Source organism: Alteriqipengyuania abyssalis, assembly GCF_019857185.1.
GTDB lineage: Bacteria > Pseudomonadota > Alphaproteobacteria > Sphingomonadales > Sphingomonadaceae > Alteriqipengyuania > Alteriqipengyuania abyssalis.
Map to the genome: position 1 here is coordinate 82,563 of NZ_JAHWXP010000004.1, position 20,198 is coordinate 102,760.

The window sequence follows — 20,198 nt, forward strand, 5'->3', positions numbered from 1 at the left end:
TTCTCTGGCGAGAGACTTAGTCGTCGTCGCGCAGGAAGGCAGGCATGTGCGCGGGGCCGTCGCCACCGCCGTTATCGCCGCCCTTGTCGCCGCCACGACCGCGACCACCGCCGCCGCCACGGCCGCCACGGCCACCGCGACGATCACCGCCACGGTCACCACGAGGGCCACGATCACCGCCGCCTTCGCGCTTTTCGCGCGGCGGACGGGTGTCTTCCAGCTCTTCGCCGGTTTCCTGGTCGACGACGCGCATCGACAGACGGACCTTGCCGCGGTTGTCGATCTCGAGGACCTTGACCTTAACTTCCTGGCCTTCGGAGACGACGTCGGTCGGCTTCTCGACCCGCTCGTTCTTCATTTCGGAGACGTGGACGAGGCCGTCCTTGCCACCCATGAAGTTCACGAACGCACCGAAGTCGACGATGTTGACGACCTTGCCGGTGTAGATCTTGCCGACTTCGGCTTCCTCGACGATGCCTTCGATCCACTTGCGCGCGGCTTCGATTTCGTCGGCATTGCTCGACGAGATCTTGATCACGCCTTCGTCGTCGATGTCGACCTTGGCACCGGTTTCGGCGACGATCTCGCGGATCACCTTGCCGCCCGTGCCGATCACGTCGCGGATCTTCGACTTGTCGATCTGCATCGTCTCGATGCGCGGAGCGTGCTTGGACACGCCCGTACGCGCCGAGCCCAGCGCCTTGGTCATCTCACCAAGGATGTGCGCACGACCGGCCTTCGCCTGCTCGAGCGCCTTGGCCATGATTTCCTGCGTGATGCCGGCAACCTTGATGTCCATCTGCAGCGAGGTGATGCCGCTTTCCGAACCCGCGACCTTGAAGTCCATGTCGCCCAGGTGATCTTCGTCACCCAGGATGTCCGACAGGACGGCGAAGTCGTCGCCTTCGAGGATCAGGCCCATCGCGATGCCCGAGACCGGACGCTCGATCGGAACGCCCGCATCCATCATCGAAAGACAGCCACCGCACACCGTCGCCATCGAGGACGAACCGTTGGACTCGGTGATGTCGGACAGGACGCGGATCGTGTACGGGAAGTCTTCATGGCTCGGCAGCACGGGGTGCAGCGCCCGCCATGCGAGCTTGCCGTGGCCGATCTCGCGACGGCCGGTGAAGCCGAAGCGACCCACTTCGCCGACCGAATAGGGCGGGAAGTTGTAGTGCAGCATGAAGTGATTGTACGAAAGGCCTTCCAGCCCGTCGATCATCTGCTCGGCATCCTTGGTGCCCAGCGTGGTGGTGCAGATCGCCTGCGTCTCACCGCGCGTGAACAGCGAGGAACCGTGCGTGCGGGGCAGCAGGCCCACGATCGCTTCGATCGGGCGAACCTCGTCGAGCTTGCGCCCGTCGATCCGCTGGCCGTCCTTGAGGATGGCGCCGCGAACGATCTCGCTTTCCAGCTTCTTGACCAGCTTGATCGCGGTCATCTTCTGCTGGCCGTCGAACTCTTCGCTCGAATAGTGCGCCTTCACCTTCTCGCGCGCTTCGTTGAGCGCGTCCGAACGGGCGGACTTGTCGGTCAGCTTGTAAGCCTTGGCGATGTCGTCGCCGATCATCTGCTTGATCGCGGACTTCATGTCGGCGTGGTCGTCGCCCGAGGCGAGTTCCCACGGATCCTTGGCGGCTTGCTCGGCCAGCTCGATGATCGCACCGATGACCTTGCGGCATTCGTCATGCGCAAACATGACCGCGCCGAGCATTTCTTCCTCGGTCAGTTCCTTGGCTTCGGATTCGACCATCATCACCGCGTCGTTGGTCGCGGCGACGACCAGGTCGAGGCGACCTTCGTCGTCCAGAGCGGCGCTCTGGGTCGGGTTCAGTTCGTATTCGCCATTGCGGAAGCCGACGCGTGCCGAGGCGATCGGGCCCATGAAGGGCACGCCGCTGATGGTCAGCGCAGCCGAGGCCGCGATCATCGCAACGATATCCGGCTCGGTCTCGCCATCGAAGCTGAGAACCTGCGCGATCACGTTGATTTCGTTATAGAAACCTTCGGGGAACAGCGGCCGCACGGGGCGGTCGATCAGGCGCGAAACCAGCGTTTCCTTTTCGGTCGGACGCGCTTCACGCTTGAAGAAGCCACCCGGGATGCGCCCGGCGGCCGAGAACTTTTCCTGATAGTTGACGGTAAGGGGGAAGAAATCCTGCCCTTCCTTCACCTTCTTGGCGGCGGTCACGGCGCACAGCACCACGGTTTCGCCATAGGTGGCCAGCACGGCGCCGTCGGCCTGACGGGCAATGCGACCGGTTTCCAGAGTGAGGGTCTTTCCGCCCCACTCCAGACTGACTGTTTTCGTATCGAACATTGATTATCCTTCTGACCCGCCAGCCTTATTGCACGGCGGGGCCTACTGCCGGGGATACCGTCCCGGTCCGGTGCGGGGCTATTCTACGCCCCATTTCCCGCGTCGTGCCGGATTGCACGTGCGCGGATAGACGAAGGGGCGGCCCTTACCGAGCCGCCCCTCCGGAAAACTCTTATTTGCGAAGACCCAGCTTCTGGATCAGCGCGTTGTACCGCTCGACATCCTTCTTCTTGAGGTATGCGAGCAGGTTGCGGCGCTTGTTGACCATCATCAGGAGACCACGACGCGAGTGGTTGTCTTTGTGGTTGTCCTTGAAGTGCTCGGTCAGGTTGCGGATCCGTTCGGTCAGGATCGCGACCTGCACTTCGGGACTGCCCGTGTCGTTGTTGCCCTGGGCGTTGTCCTTGATGATTTCCTGCTTGCGCTCGGCGGTAACCGACATTCATTTTACTCCGCGACATCTGGAAAATTGAAACCCCGCACGATTTTCATCGTGCCGCCTTCGATCTCCACCAGCGCCACCGGGACGCTGCCCGATTTCGCGAAATAGAGCCCGTCGGCGTGGGGCAATCCGGAAAGGACCCGGCCCTGGCGGGCCGCCTGCGCTTGCTCCGGATCGAGGGAAAGGGCCGGGATGTCGTCCAGCCCCGCCTCTATCGGCAGGAGTAGGTCTTGAAGCTGCGCGCCGTTACCGATTTCATTGAGTTTGTCCAGCGAAATCGCCTGCTCCTCGGCGAACGGGCCTGCGCGCGTTCTTCTCAGGTAGGTAACGTGCCCCCGCGTGCCAAGGGCCAGCGCGATATCCCGTGCAAGGGACCGGATATAGGTACCCTTGCTGACCGTCGCCTCCAGCGTCACGCTCTCGGCAACTTCGAGCGGGGCGGACGGATCGAACGGGTCCGGGCGGCCGGTGGTGGTCTGGAAGGTGGATTCCAGCGCGCCATCACTCCTCTCCCCTTGCGGGAGAGGATACCAAGGCTCGTGAGCTTGCTCGCTAGCCGGAGTTAGTGAGGGGGACGTCGCGCTATCACCCTCACCTGGCTGCGCTAGGTCGTTTTGCGACCAAGCTTCGCCGTCCTCTCCCGTCAGGGGAGAGGAAAGGCGTAGCGCGTGAATCGTCACCTTGCGCGCCTTCAGCTCGACGTCTTCCCCTGCCCTCGCCAGGTCGTAGGCCCGCTTGCCGTCGACCTTCAGCGCCGAAAAAGCAGGCGGCACCTGCTCGATCGGGCCGGTGAAGCGGTCGAGCACTCCCGCAACCGCAGCCAGCGGCGGGAAGCGGTTCGAGCGCGCCACAACCTCGCCCTCCGTATCGAGCGTGTCGGTCTCCTCCCCGAACTGGATCGTGAAGATATAAGTCTTGGTCGCATCGAGCATCCGGCCCGCCAGCTTGGTCGCCTCGCCCAGCGCGATCGGCAGCACGCCTTCGGCCAGCGGGTCGAGCGTGCCGCCATGGCCGATCTTGGTCTTGGCATAGCCACCTTCGCGCAAGGTTCGCTTCACCGCGCTGACGCCCTGGGTCGAACCCATTCCGCGCGGCTTGTCGAGCACGATCCAGCCCGAGGGCGGCATCTTCTTGTCTTTGTCGTTCACGAAACCCCGCCTAGCCAAACCGCGCCGGATAGGCCAATTGCTTAGGTGTATGAGTGAGCCTTTCGACCTTCTCGTGATCGGTGGCGGCATCAACGGCGCCGGCATCGCCCGCGATGCTGCGGGCCGCGGCCTCTCGGTGCTGCTGGTGGAGAAAGACGATCTTGCCGCGCACACCTCCAGCGCCAGCACCAAGCTGGTCCACGGCGGCCTGCGCTATCTCGAATATTACGAATTCCGGCTGGTGCGCGAGAGCCTGCAGGAACGCGAGGTGCTGCTGCGCAACGCGCCGCATATCATCTGGCCGATGCGCTTCGTGCTGCCACACCATTCCGGCCTGCGCCCCGCCTGGCTGCTGCGGTTGGGCCTGTTCCTCTACGACCATATCGGCGGGCGAAAGCTGCTGCCGCCGACGAAGAGCGTTAACCTGCGAGAGCCGCCGCACGCCTCGATCCTCAAGCCCTTCCTCCAGCGCGGGTTCGAATATTCGGACTGCTGGGTCGAGGATGCGCGGCTGGTCGTGCTCAACGCGCTCGATGCGAAGGAGCGCGGCGCGGATATCCGCACGCGCACCGAATGTACCGGGCTGGCGCGCGAGGGCGACCTGTGGCGCGCAACCCTGAACGACGGCGCTGGCGAGACTCAGGTCAGCGCGCGGATGGTCGCCAATGCCGCCGGGCCGTGGGTCGATCAGCTGCTGCAGCGCGCGCTCCACCGCAACACCCCTGCCCACCTGCGACTGGTCAAGGGCAGCCACCTGATCGTGCCCAAGCTGTGGGACGGCGCGCATTGCTACATCTTCCAGAACGGCGACGGGCGGATCTGCTTTGCGATCCCCTACGAGCGGGACTTCACCCTGCTGGGCACCACCGACGAAGCGTTCCAAGGCGACCCCAACGAGGTCACGATCAGCGAGGACGAGGCCGCCTATATCTGCGCGTCGGTGAACGAGTATCTCGCCACGCAGGTGCACCCGGAGGACGCGGTGTCGAGCTATTCGGGCGTGCGCCCGCTGTACGAGGATGCAGCGGCCAGCGCCTCCGAAGTCACCCGCGACTACGTGTTCGAGGTCGATGACGAAGGCGGCGCGCCGATCCTCTCGGTCTTCGGCGGCAAGATCACCACCTTCCGCAAGCTCGCCGAGCATGCGCTGGAAAAGCTCGCTGTCGGGGGCAAGCCGTGGACGAGCAACGCCCCCCTGCCGGGCGGCGACTTTCCCGACGATATCGATGATGGGGATGAACTCGCACCGGATTACGCATGGGCCTACGAGACTTGGGGCATGGCTACCATCTACCGCTTTAGCCGCGCTTACGGAACGCGTCTCACCCAAATAATCGGAACCTTTGGAAACGAAGCCGATACAGGCCCTCAGATCGCACCCGGCGTCTTCGAGACAGAGTTGCGATACCTGCGTGATGTCGAGTTCGCCCGTACCGGCGAGGACGTGCTGTGGCGGCGGAGCAAGCTGGGCCTGCATCTCGATGAAGCGGGCCGCGATGCCATCGCCCGCTGGTTCGACGCCTAGGCGGGGGTCTGCCCCGCAACCCAATCGGCAAGGCGCATGAATTGCTCCAGCATCCATTCGACCGGCGGGCCGATGGTGTTGGAAATGATGCCGGTATCGGAAAACACCCAGACCACCGCGATCAGCACGACGAACAGGATCATCCCGACCTGCTGCAGCTTGTTCCAGTACACCGCCCAGCTGCGCGGCAGCAGGCCTTCCACAATGTGCGACCCGTCGAACGGCGGGATCGGCAGCAGGTTGAAGAAGGCGAGGAACACGTTGATCAGGATGAAGAAGAACAGCGCGCTGGGGATCAGCGCGATTGCCCCGTCTTGCGTGGAGATCTGTGGCAGGCCCGTATCGCTCGCCATAAGCATCGCCCCGTCGGGCATGGTCAGGCCGAACAGCACCGCGCCGATCAGCGCGAGCAGCAGGTTGGTCAGCGGCCCTGCGGCGGCGACCAGCATCATGCCATAGCGTGGATTGTTCAGCCGACCGCGCACCACCGGCACCGGCTTGGCCCAACCGAAGATCGGCCCGCCGACCAGCGCGAGGAAGCCCGGCACCAGCAGCGTGCCGACAGGGTCGACATGCCTGATCGGGTTGAGCGTCAGCCGCCCGCGATCATACGCGGTGGTATCGCCCAGCAGCATCGCAACCCAGCCATGCGCCACCTCGTGGCAGACGATCGCGACGATCAGCGCGGGGATCAGCAGCGCGGCAAAAGTGAGGGTGTCGGTCATGCCCGCCTATGTGGGGTCGGCGGGGTCGGAAACGAAGTGCGTCCGGCATACCGCAACGTAGCGCTCGTTCCCGCCGATCTCGGTCTGCGCGCCGTGCGTCACCGGCTCGCCCGCATCATCCACCCGCTGGTTCATGGTCGCCTTGCGGCCGCAGTGGCACACCGCCTTCATCTCGACGAGCTTGTCGGCAATGCCCAGCAGCGCTGCCGAACCGGACCATAGCTGCCCCTGGAAATCTGTCCGCAAGCCGTAGCAGATCACCGGGATATCGTGCCGGTCGGTCAGGCGGGCGAGCTGCCACACCTGATCGCGGGTCAGAAACTGCGCCTCGTCCACCAGCACGCAGGCGAGCTTGGGATCGGCAGGACCGCGCCCCGCAGCCTCGTCCCGCAAACGCGCGGCGACATCGGTTTCGGGGGTGAAGCGGTGCGCATCGCTGGTCAGGCCGATCCGGCTGTTGATCGCGCCGAACGCCGGGCGATTATCGACCGCGGCGGTCCACAGCGAGACGTCCATGCCCCGCTCGCGATAGTTGAACGCGGTCTGCAGCAGCAGCGCGCTCTTCCCCGCATTCATGCTGGCGTAGTAGAAATAGAGCTTGGCCATCGGCGGTGTCGCAGCGGTGCCGCCTACTCCTCCTCATCATCCAGATCGCGGGCAACCTTGGGATCGTTCAGCAGCCGCTCGATCCGGTCGGCCTCCTCGAAACTCTCGTCGGGGCGGAACTGCAGCTTGGGCGCGAATTTCAGGCCCAGCCGCTTGGCCACTTCGCGCTGGAAGAACGCGGTATTGGTGCGCAGCGCCTTGACCACGACATCCTCGTCCTCGCCAAGCAGCGGCTTCACATAGACGCTGGCGTGCTTGAGATCGGGCGTCATCTTCACTTCGGTCACGCTGACCGAGTGCGCGCTCAGCGTCTCGTCGTGCACCTCGCCCCGGGTGAGCAGTTCGGACAGGATATGCCGCACCCGCTCGCCCACCTTGAGGACGCGGACCGATTGCTGTTCTGCTGAAAATTGCTGGCGGGCCATCAGGTATCTCCTGTCGGTCTCGGGGTGGGAATTGCAGTGCTGGTTGCACGGGCGAGAAGCGCGCCGGAAAGGTCGAACAACTCGGCCTCGAGGAAGATGACCTTGCGCCCCCGTCGTACCACGCGCCCCTTCCCGACCAGCGGGCCGGCCGGGACGGGCTTGAGCAAACTCATTGAGATTTCCAGGCTCAGCGGGGCTTCCACATGATCGGTCGCCCAGACATGGGCCCAGCCCATCACCTCGTCGAGAAAGCCCGCCACAAGGCCACCCTGGACGCTCCCTCGCTGCGTCACGAAACTTTCGGGCGCGTCGAAGCGCAAGGTGATCTCCTCGCGCTCCCTATCGAAACTGTCGAACTGCGTGCCCATCAGATCGGCATGCGGTGAGCCGAAGGCGTGCTTGCTATGCTCGGTCACTTCTCGTTAGTTTCTCGCCGTTCGAGTGCCTTCGCGATCCGGTGCAGTGCATCGGAGCCTCGCCGGGTCTCGTAATAGATCCCGGCGAGGATGATGGCAGCGAAGACACCGATGACCAGGTCCATCACAGCGTCCGTTCACGCTCCTCGACTTCGAAGACTTCGAGCTGGTCACCCGGCTTGATGTCGTTCGTGTCTTCCAGCACCACGCCGCATTCGAGGCCTGCGCGGACTTCGTCGACGTCGTCCTTGAAGCGCCGCAGCGAGGCGATGGTGGTCGACGACACGATGACGTCGTCGCGGGTGAGGCGGGCGTGGAGACCCTTGCGGATCGCGCCTTCCTCCACCAGCAGACCGGCCGCCTTGTCCTTCTTGCCGGACTTGAAGACTTCCTTGACCGCGGCACGACCGACGACGTGCTCGATCCGCTCCGGACCCAGCTCGCCCGCCATCTCCTTCGCGATCTCTTCGGTCAGATGGTAGATGACGTCGTAATACATCATCCGCACGCCTTCGCGTTCGATCTGCTGGCGCGCCTTGGCGTTGGGGCGCACGTTGAAGCCGATGATCGGTGCGTTGCCGGCAGCGGCCAGCGTTACGTCGTTCTCGGTAATCGCGCCCACGCCCGAGTGCAGGATGCGCACCTTGATGTCGTCGTTCGACAGGTTGGTGAGCGCGGTCTTGATCGCCTCGACCGAGCCCTGCACGTCCGCACGGACCAGCAGCGGGAACTCGATTGCCTTGTTGGCGAGCCCGGCGAACATCGCGTCGAAATTGGTCGGAGCGAGCGCGGTGCGCTGCTCGTTCGCCTTGTCCTGACGATATTCGGCGACCTCGCGTGCGCGCTGCTCGTTCTCGACCACGGTCAGCTGGTCGCCCGCATTCGGCACCCCGCCGAGGCCGAGGACCTCGACCGGCATCGAAGGCCCGGCTTCCTTGATCTGCTTGCCCTGGTCATCGATGATCGCACGGACGCGCCCGCTCATCGTACCGGCAACCAGCGCATCGCCCTTCTTGAGCGTACCGCGGGTGACCAGCACCGAGGCAACCGGGCCACGGCCCTTGTCCAGCTGAGCCTCGATCACTGTGGCTTCCGCCGCGCGATCGGGGTTGGCCTTCAGTTCCATCAACTCGGCCTGAAGCGCGATCTTGTCGAGCAGCTCGTCGAGCCCGGTGCCCTTGAGCGCGGAAATCTCCACGTCCTGCACGTCGCCCGACATCGCCTCGACGATGACTTCCTGTTCCAGCAGGCGCTCACGCACCTTCTGGGGGTTGGCGTCTTCCTTATCCATCTTGTTGATGGCGACGATGATCGGCGTGCCAGCGGCCTTGGCGTGGCTGATCGCCTCGACCGTCTGCGGCATGATGCCGTCATCGGCTGCAACCACCAGAACGACGATATCGGTGACGTTGGCACCGCGTGCGCGCATCTCCGTGAAGGCGGCGTGGCCCGGGGTGTCGAGGAAGGTGATCTTGTCGCCGTTCTTCGTCTTCACCTGATAGCTGCCGATGTGCTGGGTGATGCCGCCCGCTTCGCCGCGGGTCACATTGGTGCCACGCAGCGCATCGAGCAGGCTGGTCTTGCCGTGGTCGACATGGCCCATGATGGTGACGACCGGGGGACGCGGCTTGAGCGTCTCTTCCGGATCGACATCCTCTTCGGCCTTGATGTCGATATCGGCGTCGGAGACCTTCTGGATATTGTGGCCGAACTGCTCGACCAGCAGTTCCGCGGTGTCCTGGTCGATCGTCTGGTTGACGGTAACCGCCATACCCAGACTGAACAGTTCCTTCACCAGATCCGCGCCCTTTTCGGCCATGCGGTTGGCGAGTTCCTGCACGGTGATCGCCTCGGGGACGACCACATCGCGGACCTGCTTCTCGCGCGGCTTGGACGAACCGCCACCCTGAAGGCGACGCTCCTTCTCGCGCGCCCGCTTGAGCGCGGCGAGGCTGCGAGCGCGGCGGCCCTCGTCCTCGTTCAGCGCCTTGGTGACGGACAGCTTGCCCGAACGACGCTTGTCGGTCCGTTCTGCGGTGCGGGCAGGCTTATCTTCCTTCTTGGGCTTCTTTTCGGGCTTCTTGGGCTCGGGCCGCTGGACGGGCGTGAACTTGCGTGCAGCGGGCACCGCCTTGCCGGTGGACGCAGGCTGTGCGCTCGCGTCGGCCTTCTCGGCAGCAGGCTCCTGGGCCTCTGCGGGAGCTTCGGCAGCAGCCTTGGCCTCTTCCTCGGCACGCTTGGCAGCTTCTTCCTCCGCCTTGCGGTTTTCCTCGGCGCGCTTCTTCTCGTCCTCGGCGGCCTGACGGGCCTTCTGCTCGTCACGCTTGCGCGCCTCTTCGGCCATCCGCAGGCGATCTTCCTCGGCCTCACGCTGGAGCCGCGCGACGCGTTCCTGCGGCGTTTCGTCGGCAGGGGCTGCCTTCTTGGGCGCTGGCTTCTTCGCCACGGGCTTGGGCGCAGGTGCAGGAGCCGGAGCGGGCGCGGGTGCAGGCGCGGGCTCGGATGCCTTGGCTTCCTCTGCGGGAGCCGGCGTCGGAGTGCTCTCACCGGGCTTGAGGATCTTGCGACGACGCTTCACCTCGACCGCGACCTTGTTGGTGCGTCCGTGGCTGAAGGTCTGCTTGACCTCGCCCGACTCCACACTCCGCTTGAGGCCAAGCGGTTTGCGGGTCCGGGTGTTGTTTTCGTCGTCGCTCATAAAACTCGTTTCTTCCTTCGGTCACATCGTCGCGAAAAGAGAGGCCGCCGTCTAGGTGGCCCCGTCCTCGCTCACGTCTTCGCGGGCACCCGCAGACGCATTCCTATAATGCAGCAGGCGCGTCAGGGCCTGATCGACCCGCTTCGCCGCCTGTTCGTCGGCGAGCGCCAGATGGACAACATTGTCGCGGCCCAATGCCACAGACAGCGCCGCACGGTCCAGTGGCAAGCGCGTGCCGCCCTCGCCCGAACCTTCGCGGTCCATTCCTACGCGCCATGCCTGGTCAAGCTTGGCGGTACCGCCATCGCTCGCATCGCTGGCGTGATAGAGCGCGCTCAGCACTCCGCCGCGCGCATGCTCCGCGATGCGTTCGGACCCCAAGATAAGGTGTCCGCTGCGCATTTCGAGCCCCAGCCGGTCGGTCAGGGTGCGCAGCAACCCCGCATCGATCTGCGAGGGCAGATCGTCGGGCACGCGCGGGGGCGCGGATTTGAACGCGCGGGCCAGCGCCCCTTTGAGCTTGCCCTTCTCCATCGCGGTTTCAAGCTCGGCGCGCGAAACGCCCAGCCATGCGCCGCGACCCGGCGCACGCGCGCGCGGGTCGGGCAGCACGTCACCATCGGGCGAGATCGCGAGACGAATCAGTTCGTCCCGCTCGCCGTGGCGTCCGGTCAGGATGCACTTGCGCTCCGGCGATTTCCCGCCGGGGCGCGTGCGCTCAGTTGTCGGCGTCAGAGACTCATTGTTCGGAGTCCGCATCGGCGGCCTCCTGGTCTGCACCCTCGGATGCGGTTGCGGGCTTGGCCGGTTCTTCATCTTCGAACCAGTGCGCGCGGGCAGCCATGATGATCTCGTTGCCCTGCTCTTCGGTCAGGCCGTATTCGCCCAGCACGCCGCCCTTGTCCTGCTCGCGCTGCGGACGGTCGCGCCGCATCGGCGGGCCATCGGGATTGTTGTTGCGGCGACGCGGCGCCTCGCGCTTCTTGGCGATCAGCTCGTCGGTGGCGAGATCGGCCACATCGTCGAGCGTCTTGAGACCCGCCTTGCCCAGCGTGACGAGCATCGCTTCGGACAGGTGCGGCAGGTCGGCCAGCGCATCCTCGACACCCAGTTCGCGGCGCGCCTCGCGGTGCGCGGCTTCCTGCCGTTCGAGCGCTTCGGTCGCGCGGCTCTGGAGTTCCTCGGCCAGTTCTTCGTCGAAGCCTTCGATCATCGCCAGCTCGTCCAGCTGGACGTAAGCGACTTCTTCGAGTTCGGCGAAGCCTTCGGCGACGAGCAGCTGCGAAAGCGTTTCGTCGACGTCCAGCTCTTCCTCGAACATCTTGGAGCGAGCAGCAAATTCCTTGCTCTGCTTTTCCGAGGCTTCTTCCTCGGTCATGATGTCGATCTGGTTGCCGGTCAGCTGGCTGGCGAGGCGCACGTTCTGGCCGCGACGACCGATCGCGAGCGACAGCTGGTCATCGGGGACGACCACTTCGATGCGGCTCTCGTCCTCGTCCAGCACCACGCGGCTGACGGTGGCGGGCTGGAGCGCGTTGACGATGAAGGTCGCCTGATCCTCGCTCCAGGGAATGATGTCGATCTTCTCGCCCTGCAGTTCCTGCACGACGGCCTGAACGCGGCTACCCTTCATGCCGACGCAGGCGCCGACCGGGTCGATGCTCGAATCGTGGCTGATCACGCCGATCTTGGCGCGGCTGCCCGGATCGCGGGCGGCGGCCTTGATCTCGATGATGCCGTCGTAGATTTCGGGCACTTCCTGCGCGAACAGCTTCTTCATGAAGTCGGGGTGCGCGCGGGTGAGGAAGATCTGGGGACCGCGGTTGTTGCGCTCCACCTTGCTGATCAGCGCACGGACACGCTCGCCGACACGCGCGGCTTCGCGCGGGATCTGCTGGTCGCGGCGGATCACGCCCTCGGCGCGGCCGAGGTTGACGATCACGTGGCCGAATTCGACCGACTTGATCACGCCGGTGATGATTTCGCCCGCACGATCCTTGAACTCGTCGTACTGACGCTCACGCTCGGCATCGCGGACCTTCTGGAAGATTACCTGCTTGGCGCTCTGCGCGTCGATGCGGCCGAGGTCGACCGGGGGCAGCGGGTCGACGATGAAGTCGCCGACAGCGGCGCCGTCCTGCAGCTTCTGCGCCTGCTTCAGGTCGACCTGCTTGAAATAGTCTTCGACCTCTTCGACCACTTCCACGACGCGCCACAGGCGCAGGTCGCCGGTCTGCGGGTCGAGCTTGGCGCGAATGTCGTTTTCCGCACCATAGCGGTTACGGGCCGATTTCTGGATCGCCTCTTCCATCGCTTCGATGACGATCGACTTGTCGATCATCTTTTCCGAAGCGACCGAGTTGGCGATCGCGAGGAGCTCCGCGCGGTTGGCGGAAATGGCAGTGGCCATCAGTCGTCAGCCTTTTCTTGTTGGTCTTCTTGTACTTCCTCGGCACCCGTGGTGTCGAGCGGTCTGGTCGCGGCGATCAGTTCGTCGGTGAGGACGAGCTGCGCCGAATGGATCTGATCGCGCGGGAGTTCGACGTCGCCCGCCTTGCGGTCGGTGATGGTGACCATGTCACCCTCTATGCCTTTCAGGCTCCCACGATAGTTGCGCTGGCCGTCATAGCCCTTGGCCATCGAGATCTTGGCCTCGTGCCCCGCCCAGTCGGAAAAGTCCTTGGTCCGGGTCAGCGGTCGGTCGATCCCGGGGGAGCTGACTTCGAGGTGGTAGGCCCCTTCGATCAGCACATCGCCCTGCTCTTCCAGCGCGTCGATCCTGGCAGAAACGGCGCGGCTCAGCGCGGCGCATTGTTCGATCACCAGCTGACCCGTAGCCGGGTCTTCCGCCATGATCTGCAGTGCCTGCGTGCCATCGCCGGCTTCGGACGGCATCATCTTCACGCGCACGAGTTCGAATCCCAGGGCCTTCGCCTCGGGTTCGATAATCTGTGTCAGTCGCGCGATATCTGCCATTCGGCCTCCGTTTCGTTTCCGATCTGCATGGCCATGCGGCTTGGCGCCGGTGCCTTTCGGCCCGGCCCAACATGGTGCCAGCAATGTCGGGATGAAGGGCAGATAGTCCGTGATCGCGAAAATTGCAACGCGCTTTGCCGCGTGCGGGCGATTTTGTACCTATTTGCCCTTCGGCTTGAACCACGGCTCGGGCGAACGATCGATCGCAAGCGCTCCGATGAAGGGAACGCAAAGGCGAAACGCATCGTGCGGCGTTCCGGTGAGCCACTGCTCCCAGCTTTCACGCGGAAGAATCACCGGCATGCGATTGTGAACCGGCGCAACCTGCGGATTCGCCTCGGTCATGATCATGCTGAACGCGTCGCCCCACTCCTCCGTCTGCCGCCATATCCCGGCGGTGGCGAACAGCGGTTCACCGGACATCGAAAACCAGGTCCGGGTCATCGCGCCCCTCGCGCCTTCCGCCTCGGCGAAGCTGCTGACGGGGATCAGGCAGCGACGTTCCTCGAACGAGTAGCGCCAGAAAAAGCTCTTGAGCTTGTCGGTGCGTGTGTTGTTGACCGGTTTGGGCTTTAGCGGCTGGCCCTTCGCGCCTGTCCGCTGCAGCGGGAATCCCCACACCATCGAGCTCACCTCGCGCGGTGCCACCACCACGGGAGCGGGATACCCCGGATAGACCTCTTCCGCAGTGTTGGCAGCGAAATCCTGCGTAATCGCGTCGAAGAAATCCGCGACCTCGGTGTGGGAGCTCTTGATCTTGTAAAGGTTACACATCGCCCGAACGGGTCAGCCGCCGCCACCCGGATAGGTTTGGAGGCTTCCAAAATAGCGGATCAGCCCGGCATGGAGCAGCGTATCTTCCGCCGCACCGCCCAGTTCGACACCTCTGGCCGGGTCATCGCTCGCACGGTGATAATCGCTGCCCATGAAGCTTTCGAAATCCGCCCGGTCGGCAAGCGCGCTGGAAACAAGCACGGCGGGTACGCCCTCGACCAGCAGCGCCCAGCCATCCTGCCGGGGCAGGAAGGCATCCTGCAAGTCCGAAGGGACTATCTCGCGCCCCCGCACCCGCGCGACCTCCGATATCCCGTAATCGAGCGCGGTCTTGCCAGCGCCGAGCACCACCACCGGCGTCCCGCGCGGTGCGATCGCCATCGTGTCGAGGTTGAACGCCGCCGCGATCGTGGGCAGCGGAACCGGCGGATCGGCTGCGAAAGCCTTTGCGCCGAGCAGGCCCAGCTCTTCAGAACTGGTCGCAAGGACGATCACATCGCGATCGAGCGGGCCGCCCTGCAGCGCGATCCGCACCGCCTCGATCATCACCGCAAGGCCGCTGGCATTGTCGACCGCGCCATTGCACAGCCGGTCGGTCGCGTCGGGCGGCCCGCAATCATCGCCCAGATGATCCCAGTGCGCCAGCAGCACCACCGCGCCCGCGCCCGGAACCCGGCCCGGCAGGCGGCCGATCACGTTGGCGGTCTCGATCCGGTCGGTCTTCTGCGCGATGCTCGCCTTCAGAATCGTGTCATAGGCGATCAGGCCAAGGCCATCGGGATGCCGCTTCGCATTCGCGCCGATCGCGTCGCTCAGGCCGGCGCTTGCCTGCGGGGAGAGAAGCAGCACGGCAGGGCCGGACGTATCGCTCCCCAGCCGCCAGCGCCCACGCGAGATCAGGCCGGCGGTCTTCTCATATTCCTCGGCCGTCTGCGTAGTGACGATAAGCGCCTTGGGCGCTGCAGCCTCGAATTTGGAGAACAATCGCGGAAGCTCGGCCGCAGGCACCCGCACTGCGCGATTGACCAGCGAGCGCGGCTGCAATTCTTCGAAGTCGGGATCGAGGCCCACGATCGGCACGTCGGCAAGGTTGGCATCGTCTCTGCCGGGATCGACCGCGATCAGCCCTTGCGAAAGCGACACGCTGCGCGAGCCCCGCGTGGCCGTAGCCGTGCTTGACCCCGCTTCTTCCGACGGCTGGCGGCGGACGAGGGTGAAATCCTGCGTCCAGTCGCCCTCGCCCGCACCGGGCTGCAAGCCGATTTCGGAATAGCGCTGGATCAGCCAGCGCTGCGTCTTCGCCTCCCCCTCGCTGCCGGGATAGCGGCCACCGAAATCATCGGCTGCCAGCGCGCCGATATCCTCCGCCAGCCGCGCCTCGACCATGTCGAGCGAAGGGCCGGTCTGCGGCGCGGGCACGGTTGCGCAGGCGGCGAGCGAAAGCGCCGCCGCACCCACGGCAATGGTGCGCGAAAGGGCGATCATGATCTCGTGGCCCCAAATCTCATGACCTAGTCGGCGGTCCAGCCGCCATCGACGCTCCAGTTCGCGCCGTTCACGTTGGCCATCGAATCGCGGCACAGGAACACCGCCATCTCGCCGATATCTTCCGGCTGGACGAACTTCTTGGTCGGCTGCTTGGCTAGCAGCACCTGGTCGATCACTTCCTCGCGGCTCATCCCGCGGGCCTTCATCGTGTCGGGGATCTGGTTCTCGACCAGCGGGGTCCAGACATAGCCGGGACTGATGCAATTGACCGTGACTCCGCTGGTCGCGAGCTCCAGCGCGACCGTCTTGGTCAGCCCGGCAATCCCGTGCTTGGCCGCCACGTAAGCCGACTTGTAGGGCGAGGCGACCAGCGAGTGCGCGCTGGCGGTGTTGATGATCCGCCCCCAGCCGCGTTCCTTCATGTGCGGCACTGCCAGGCGGATGGTGTGGAAGGCGGCGGACAGGTTAAGGGCGATGATCTTGTCCCACTTGTCGACCGGGAATTCCTCGACCGGGCTGACATGCTGCATCCCCGCATTATTGACCAGGATGTCGACCCCGCCGGCCTGCTCCATCATCTCCTCGATCGCGGAGACATCTGTCAGGTCGCTGTCGAAATAGTAGGCCCCGCCCAGTTCCTTGCGCAGCTCCGCGATCTCGCTTTCGTCCCCGAAGCCGTTGAGGATCATCGCCGCGCCCTCAGCATGCAATGCGCGCGCGACCGCCAGTCCGATGCCGGAGGTCGATCCGGTAATAAGAGCCTTCTTACCTTCGAGGAACATCGCTAGCCTTTCGTGTATTAAGCACTGCGTATGGAGCCAATCGCCGCCTGGGTGCCGTGGTTCCGCTGGCAGGCGCACATTGCAAGGGTTTTTCTTCGTAATGCGCGCGGGGAGAAGACAGGGGGGACAAGCGCGATGCGGCTCAATCCATTCAACACCGACAATATCGATGTGCGCGGCGGCGGTGGCAGCCGCTTCCCCGGTGGCGGTGCAGGTCAGCTGGGCTGCGGCACGATCATCATCGCCGGGATCGTCTCGCTGCTGTTCGGTACCGATCTCGGCCAGACAATCGCGGTCTTCGATAGCGTCGATCAGGCGACCAGCGGCAGCAAGCAGGCGGACGGTACACGCGCGAACATGACCGAAGAGCAGCTGTGCACGGAAAACGCCTATTCGACCGAGGCATGCAACGCGCTCCAGTCGCTCAATGCCACGTGGGAGCCGGTCTTCGCGCAGGCCAATGTCGAGTTTCGCGAGCCCTTCCTCAAGCTCTTCGTCAATAATGTGAACACGGAAGGCTGCGGCAGCGCGACCTCGGCAGTCGGCCCGTTCTACTGCCCGCGCGACGGGGGCATCTACCTCGACACGAGCTTCTACGACACGATGAAGAACCAGCTTGGCGCGGGCGGAGACTTCGCGCGGCTCTATGTCGTCGCGCACGAATATGGCCATCACATCCAGAACCTGACCGGGCTCGCCAGCCAGGTACGCAGCCTGCAACAGCGCAATCCGCGCGATGCCAACCAGTTGCAGGTGCGCATGGAGCTGCAGGCCGATTGCTACGCGGGCGTGTGGGCGGGCAAGAACCGCAACCTGATCGACCCCGGCGATTTCGAGGAAGGCATGGAAGCCGCCTCCGCCATCGGCGACGATGCCATTTCGGAACGCATGGGCGGCAGGGTCTCGCCCGAGAACTTTACCCACGGTACCAGCGAACAGCGCATGGAAGCATTGCGACTCGGCATGAGAAGCGGCGATGATACCACTTGCGACCGCTATTTCGCGCCCGAGTCGTTCTAGGCGCGATACTGCCAAGAGGGGGGCAGGCCGACAACGCCATGGACTTCATCCGTAACCTGATCACGCTGATCCAGCGTCTGCAGACGATCGTGCGCGACGGGCAGAAGCGCGGCGACCTTCCCGGCATGGCGATGGCCCTGGTGCGCGAGGTGACCGGCAATGGCGGCGAAGAGGATGGCGAGGCGAGCGGGCCTGCGATCTATCAGGGCAAGCGCGCACAGGCCGATCAGGGCACGCCCGAAAGGGCCTCTCGCGCGACTGCCCGCAACCGCGCGGCGCGCGATACCGACCTGCCCGAACCGGCGGTCTATCGCAGGCCCGAAGGCAGCAGCGACGCGCCCGATTTCGAGCCTGCCCGGGCGCCAGCGCGCAATGCCGGAGATGCTGAAGAGCAGTTCCCCCAACCTGCCGCAGCGCCGCTGCAAAAGGAGGACTACGACTACCAGCCCGCCTCCGCCCCGCCCGAAGACCCTGCGATCGAGCCGAAATACGAACCCGCCCGCGCCTCCGCCCCAGAGCCTGAACCCGAGCCTGAGCCCGAGCCCGAAGAGGCAATGGAACTGAGCGCCGCGGCGGTCACGTGGGACGATGACCCTCAGCCCGAGCCACCGCCCCCCGCGCCCAGCCCGGAGCGGGCGGAGACCGTGCCAGCTGAAGCGGTGGAGGCCTCTGCCACGCCCATGCCGGCAGACGCGAAAGAGGACGACGACGACGAGTGGTTCGACCTCGACGATTGGCAGGGCACCGCACTGAAGGTCGCGGGTGTCGGCGCCGCCGCCGCCGCGACCGCAGCGGGCGCGATGGCGGTCAAGGACCGTTTCTTCGACCGCGATGACGAGGAAGGCGGTGATAAGGACGGCGGTAACGAAGACCGTCCCGAGCCCGCCGAGAACCGCTCCGCCATCCCGCTCCCATTAAGCGAAGAGCCGCTGGTGCAGGACGCGCCCGATGCCGAGGCAGAGCAGCGGTCCGAAGATGAGAACGACGGCGACGAAAATGGCGGTCGCAAATGGGCGTCCGCTGCCGCCGTTGCCGCGCCTGCCGTCGCCGCCGTGCTTCCCAAGGCGTCCAGCGAGGAGGAACCGCAGGAGGAAGGCCCCTCCACAGCCGAAAGCGACCAGCCCTCCCCCCCTCCCCCCGAGCCACAGCCGGAGCATCGCCAGCAGGTCGAGATCATTCCTGCCGACCCGCGCAATCCGGCAACCCAACCCGCCTCGCAGTCGCTCGCCAGCCCCGGGATCCGCCTTTACGGCACGATGGATGCCGCGATGTATGCCGAGTTCAGCGAGATGCTGTCCGAACAGGCACCGGGCGGGCCGATCGTGATCGCGCTGACCACGATGGACGGCGATCCCGAAATCGCCCGCAGCATGGCCGAGGATATCCGCCTGTTGCGCGATCGCGGGCGGCGCGAGATCATCTTCCTGGGCAAGACCGCGGTCTATTCCGCAGGCGTGCTGTTCATGGCCGCCTTTCCCGTCGGCCAGCGCTACCTCACCCGCGCGACCAAGCTGCTGATTACCGAGAACAAGCGCGCGCAGCCGATCCACCTGGCGGGCGGATCGCTGCGCAGCGTGGCGAGCCAGCTGGAACATGCCCGGCGCGAGATCCAGCGCGAGATCGATCAGGAAGACGACGATTTCCGCGCGATCTCCGAAGGGTCCAATGTCAGCGTGCAGGAACTGCGCGAAAAGGCGCCGGGCGACTGGTATATCACCGCCAGCGAGGCCAAGGCCATGGGCCTGATCGCCGAGGTCGTCTGAGCATCGGCTGTCCCGGCGCAAAGCAAATCTACGCAGGCACAAGTTTGCTTTTCGGCGCCCCGGCGCCATCTTGGGCTGCATGACAAAACTCTCCCTGCTCGACCTCCTCCACGTCACCGAAGGTGGCGATGTCCGCCGCTCGCTCGCCAATGCCGTCGACATGGCCCGCCATGCCGAAGCGCTTGGGTTCGAGCGATACTGGTGCGCGGAGCATCACGGGATGGAAGGGATCGCCAGTGCGGCGACATCCGTGGTGATCGGCCATGTCGCTGCGGGGACCGAAAAAATCCGCGTCGGCGCGGGCGGGATCATGCTGCCCAACCATTCTCCGCTGGTGATCGCAGAGCAGTTCGGCACGCTCGACGCGCTGTATCCGGGCCGGATCGATCTGGGGCTCGGCCGCGCGCCGGGCAGCGACCAGCGGGTTGCCGCTGCGCTGCGCCGCAATCTCGACAGCAATCCCGATGCCTTCCCGCGCGACGTGGTCGAGCTGCAGAGCTATTTCGCCGATGACGGGCGCACCGGCATCAGGGCGACGCCAGGTGCCGGTGCCGATGTGCAGCTCTATATCCTCGGCTCCAGCCTGTTCGGCGCGCAGGTCGCCGCGATGCTGGGCCTGCCCTACGCCTTTGCCAGCCACTTCGCGCCGCAGGCGCTGGATGACGCGCTGAAGATCTACCGCGACCGGTTCGAACCGTCCGCCGTGCTGAGCGAGCCCTATGCGATCTGCGGCTACAACGTCTTCGCCGCCGATACCGAGGAGGAGGCGCAGCTGCTCGCCAGTTCGATGCAGCAGAGCTTCGTTCGGCTGCGGACCGGCCAGCCGGGCAAGCTGCCGCCCCCCGTCGAAGGCTATCGCGAAAGCCTGCCGCCGCAGCTTTCGAACATGCTCGATGGCGTGCTCTCGGCCATTGCGATCGGCACGCGCGATCAGGTGCGCGAACAGATGAATGCCTTCGTGGAGCGCACCCAGGCGGACGAACTTATCATCGCCGGGTCGATCTACGACCACGAGGCGCGCAAGCGCAGCCTGGCACTGGCAGCAGAGGCCTTTGCGGGCGAACCCGCCGCCGCCTGACCCTAG

Annotated in this window: 19 protein-coding genes; 4 read left to right on the forward strand and 15 right to left on the reverse strand. The window is 65.1% G+C overall.

Features of this window, described 5'->3' with window-relative positions; translation table 11 throughout:
- Positions 1 to 16 precede the first annotated feature (16 nt).
- From pnp to truB, 3 genes are all read right to left on the reverse strand, one after another.
- A complete protein-coding gene (pnp, locus tag KYN89_RS13730) occupies positions 17 to 2,326 on the reverse strand; it encodes a polyribonucleotide nucleotidyltransferase (protein ID WP_010239916.1) in 2,310 nt (769 codons plus the stop codon).
- A 172-nt stretch (positions 2,327 to 2,498) separates the two neighbouring features.
- Entirely contained in the window at positions 2,499 to 2,768 is a 270-nt protein-coding gene (rpsO, locus tag KYN89_RS13735; RefSeq protein WP_010239920.1) for a 30S ribosomal protein S15, read from the reverse strand.
- Between the two features lie 5 nt (positions 2,769 to 2,773).
- The gene (truB, locus tag KYN89_RS13740) at positions 2,774 to 3,895 is read right to left on the reverse strand and encodes a tRNA pseudouridine(55) synthase TruB (protein WP_222825773.1); all 1,122 of its coding nucleotides are present in this window, start codon (positions 3,893 to 3,895) and stop codon (positions 2,774 to 2,776) included.
- A 70-nt stretch (positions 3,896 to 3,965) separates the two neighbouring features.
- Here truB and glpD point away from each other — a divergent pair, with 70 nt between their 5' ends.
- The gene (gene glpD / locus KYN89_RS13745) at positions 3,966 to 5,441 is read left to right on the forward strand and encodes a glycerol-3-phosphate dehydrogenase (RefSeq protein WP_222825623.1); all 1,476 of its coding nucleotides are present in this window, start codon (positions 3,966 to 3,968) and stop codon (positions 5,439 to 5,441) included.
- Here the strand turns inward: glpD and KYN89_RS13750 are convergent.
- The 12 genes from KYN89_RS13750 to KYN89_RS13800 all read right to left on the reverse strand — a co-directional run bounded on the left by KYN89_RS13750 (position 5,438) and on the right by KYN89_RS13800 (position 16,331).
- Positions 5,438 to 6,166, reverse strand: coding sequence for a site-2 protease family protein (locus KYN89_RS13750; protein ID WP_222825624.1), 729 nt, complete (start codon positions 6,164 to 6,166; stop codon positions 5,438 to 5,440). The genes glpD and KYN89_RS13750 overlap by 4 nt on opposite strands.
- Before the next feature lie 6 nt (positions 6,167 to 6,172).
- Complete coding sequence (locus KYN89_RS13755) at positions 6,173 to 6,772, reverse strand: thymidine kinase (RefSeq protein ID WP_222825625.1); 600 nt, start codon at positions 6,770 to 6,772, stop codon at positions 6,173 to 6,175.
- 23 nt (positions 6,773 to 6,795) lie between these two features.
- Positions 6,796 to 7,197 (reverse strand): 30S ribosome-binding factor RbfA, encoded by a 402-nt coding sequence (rbfA, locus tag KYN89_RS13760; protein WP_222825626.1) that lies wholly within the window; start codon positions 7,195 to 7,197, stop codon positions 6,796 to 6,798.
- Positions 7,197 to 7,613 carry a PaaI family thioesterase gene (locus tag KYN89_RS13765; RefSeq protein ID WP_222825627.1) on the reverse strand — a complete coding sequence of 139 codons (417 nt, stop codon included), beginning with the start codon at positions 7,611 to 7,613 and terminating at the stop codon, positions 7,197 to 7,199. Before KYN89_RS13765 ends, rbfA begins: the two co-directional genes overlap by 1 nt.
- Complete coding sequence (locus tag KYN89_RS15455; RefSeq protein ID WP_283248548.1) at positions 7,610 to 7,738, reverse strand: hypothetical protein; 129 nt, start codon at positions 7,736 to 7,738, stop codon at positions 7,610 to 7,612. Before KYN89_RS15455 ends, KYN89_RS13765 begins: the two co-directional genes overlap by 4 nt.
- Complete coding sequence (infB, locus tag KYN89_RS13770; protein ID WP_222825628.1) at positions 7,738 to 10,311, reverse strand: translation initiation factor IF-2; 2,574 nt, start codon at positions 10,309 to 10,311, stop codon at positions 7,738 to 7,740. The genes KYN89_RS15455 and infB overlap by 1 nt, the downstream gene beginning before the upstream one ends.
- Before the next feature lie 51 nt (positions 10,312 to 10,362).
- The gene (locus KYN89_RS13775; protein ID WP_222825629.1) at positions 10,363 to 11,070 is read right to left on the reverse strand and encodes a DUF448 domain-containing protein; all 708 of its coding nucleotides are present in this window, start codon (positions 11,068 to 11,070) and stop codon (positions 10,363 to 10,365) included.
- Positions 11,051 to 12,721: a transcription termination factor NusA gene (gene nusA / locus KYN89_RS13780; protein WP_222825630.1), complete on the reverse strand. Its 1,671-nt coding sequence runs from the start codon at positions 12,719 to 12,721 to the stop codon at positions 11,051 to 11,053. The genes KYN89_RS13775 and nusA overlap by 20 nt, the downstream gene beginning before the upstream one ends.
- Positions 12,721 to 13,287: a ribosome maturation protein RimP gene (gene rimP, locus KYN89_RS13785; protein ID WP_222825631.1), complete on the reverse strand. Its 567-nt coding sequence runs from the start codon at positions 13,285 to 13,287 to the stop codon at positions 12,721 to 12,723. The genes nusA and rimP overlap by 1 nt, the downstream gene beginning before the upstream one ends.
- Positions 13,288 to 13,446: 159 nt before the next feature.
- Complete coding sequence (locus KYN89_RS13790; protein ID WP_222825632.1) at positions 13,447 to 14,061, reverse strand: SOS response-associated peptidase; 615 nt, start codon at positions 14,059 to 14,061, stop codon at positions 13,447 to 13,449.
- Positions 14,062 to 14,073: 12 nt separating this feature from the next.
- Entirely contained in the window at positions 14,074 to 15,546 is a 1,473-nt protein-coding gene (locus KYN89_RS13795) for a M28 family peptidase (RefSeq protein ID WP_222825633.1), read from the reverse strand.
- 26 nt (positions 15,547 to 15,572) lie between these two features.
- On the reverse strand, positions 15,573 to 16,331 hold the full coding sequence (locus KYN89_RS13800; RefSeq protein ID WP_222825634.1) for a 3-hydroxybutyrate dehydrogenase: 759 nt from the start codon (positions 16,329 to 16,331) through the stop codon (positions 15,573 to 15,575).
- Positions 16,332 to 16,466: 135 nt separating this feature from the next.
- Between KYN89_RS13800 and ypfJ the strand changes: the two genes are divergently transcribed.
- From ypfJ to KYN89_RS13815, 3 genes are all read left to right on the forward strand, one after another.
- Positions 16,467 to 17,351, forward strand: coding sequence for a KPN_02809 family neutral zinc metallopeptidase (ypfJ, locus tag KYN89_RS13805; protein WP_222825635.1), 885 nt, complete (start codon positions 16,467 to 16,469; stop codon positions 17,349 to 17,351).
- 38 nt (positions 17,352 to 17,389) lie between these two features.
- Positions 17,390 to 19,114 carry an ATP-dependent Clp protease proteolytic subunit gene (locus tag KYN89_RS13810; protein WP_222825636.1) on the forward strand — a complete coding sequence of 575 codons (1,725 nt, stop codon included), beginning with the start codon at positions 17,390 to 17,392 and terminating at the stop codon, positions 19,112 to 19,114.
- 79 nt (positions 19,115 to 19,193) lie between these two features.
- The gene (locus KYN89_RS13815) at positions 19,194 to 20,192 is read left to right on the forward strand and encodes an LLM class flavin-dependent oxidoreductase (protein ID WP_222825637.1); all 999 of its coding nucleotides are present in this window, start codon (positions 19,194 to 19,196) and stop codon (positions 20,190 to 20,192) included.
- Positions 20,193 to 20,198: the final 6 nt, after the last annotated feature.

Excerpts from the sequence above, each read along its gene's own strand:
- KYN89_RS13800 (WP_222825634.1), bottom strand. The coding sequence starts at position 16,331 with ATGTTCCTCGAAGGTAAGAAGGCTCTTATTACCGGATCGACCTCCGGC.
- glpD (WP_222825623.1), top strand. The coding sequence starts at position 3,966 with ATGAGTGAGCCTTTCGACCTTCTCGTGATCGGTGGCGGCATCAACGGC.
- KYN89_RS13755 (WP_222825625.1), bottom strand. The coding sequence starts at position 6,772 with ATGGCCAAGCTCTATTTCTACTACGCCAGCATGAATGCGGGGAAGAGC.
- rpsO (WP_010239920.1), bottom strand. The coding sequence starts at position 2,768 with ATGTCGGTTACCGCCGAGCGCAAGCAGGAAATCATCAAGGACAACGCC.
- truB (WP_222825773.1), bottom strand. The coding sequence starts at position 3,895 with ATGCCGCCCTCGGGCTGGATCGTGCTCGACAAGCCGCGCGGAATGGGT.
- rimP (WP_222825631.1), bottom strand. The coding sequence starts at position 13,287 with ATGGCAGATATCGCGCGACTGACACAGATTATCGAACCCGAGGCGAAG.
- nusA (WP_222825630.1), bottom strand. The coding sequence starts at position 12,721 with ATGGCCACTGCCATTTCCGCCAACCGCGCGGAGCTCCTCGCGATCGCC.
- KYN89_RS13790 (WP_222825632.1), bottom strand. The coding sequence starts at position 14,061 with ATGTGTAACCTTTACAAGATCAAGAGCTCCCACACCGAGGTCGCGGAT.
- KYN89_RS13815 (WP_222825637.1), top strand. The coding sequence starts at position 19,194 with ATGACAAAACTCTCCCTGCTCGACCTCCTCCACGTCACCGAAGGTGGC.
- KYN89_RS13810 (WP_222825636.1), top strand. The coding sequence starts at position 17,390 with ATGGACTTCATCCGTAACCTGATCACGCTGATCCAGCGTCTGCAGACG.
- ypfJ (WP_222825635.1), top strand. The coding sequence starts at position 16,467 with ATGCGGCTCAATCCATTCAACACCGACAATATCGATGTGCGCGGCGGC.
- KYN89_RS13750 (WP_222825624.1), bottom strand. The coding sequence starts at position 6,166 with ATGACCGACACCCTCACTTTTGCCGCGCTGCTGATCCCCGCGCTGATC.
- pnp (WP_010239916.1), bottom strand. The coding sequence starts at position 2,326 with ATGTTCGATACGAAAACAGTCAGTCTGGAGTGGGGCGGAAAGACCCTC.
- KYN89_RS13795 (WP_222825633.1), bottom strand. The coding sequence starts at position 15,546 with ATGATCGCCCTTTCGCGCACCATTGCCGTGGGTGCGGCGGCGCTTTCG.
- rbfA (WP_222825626.1), bottom strand. The coding sequence starts at position 7,197 with ATGGCCCGCCAGCAATTTTCAGCAGAACAGCAATCGGTCCGCGTCCTC.
- infB (WP_222825628.1), bottom strand. The coding sequence starts at position 10,311 with ATGAGCGACGACGAAAACAACACCCGGACCCGCAAACCGCTTGGCCTC.
- KYN89_RS15455 (WP_283248548.1), bottom strand. The coding sequence starts at position 7,738 with ATGGACCTGGTCATCGGTGTCTTCGCTGCCATCATCCTCGCCGGGATC.
- KYN89_RS13775 (WP_222825629.1), bottom strand. The coding sequence starts at position 11,070 with ATGCGGACTCCGAACAATGAGTCTCTGACGCCGACAACTGAGCGCACG.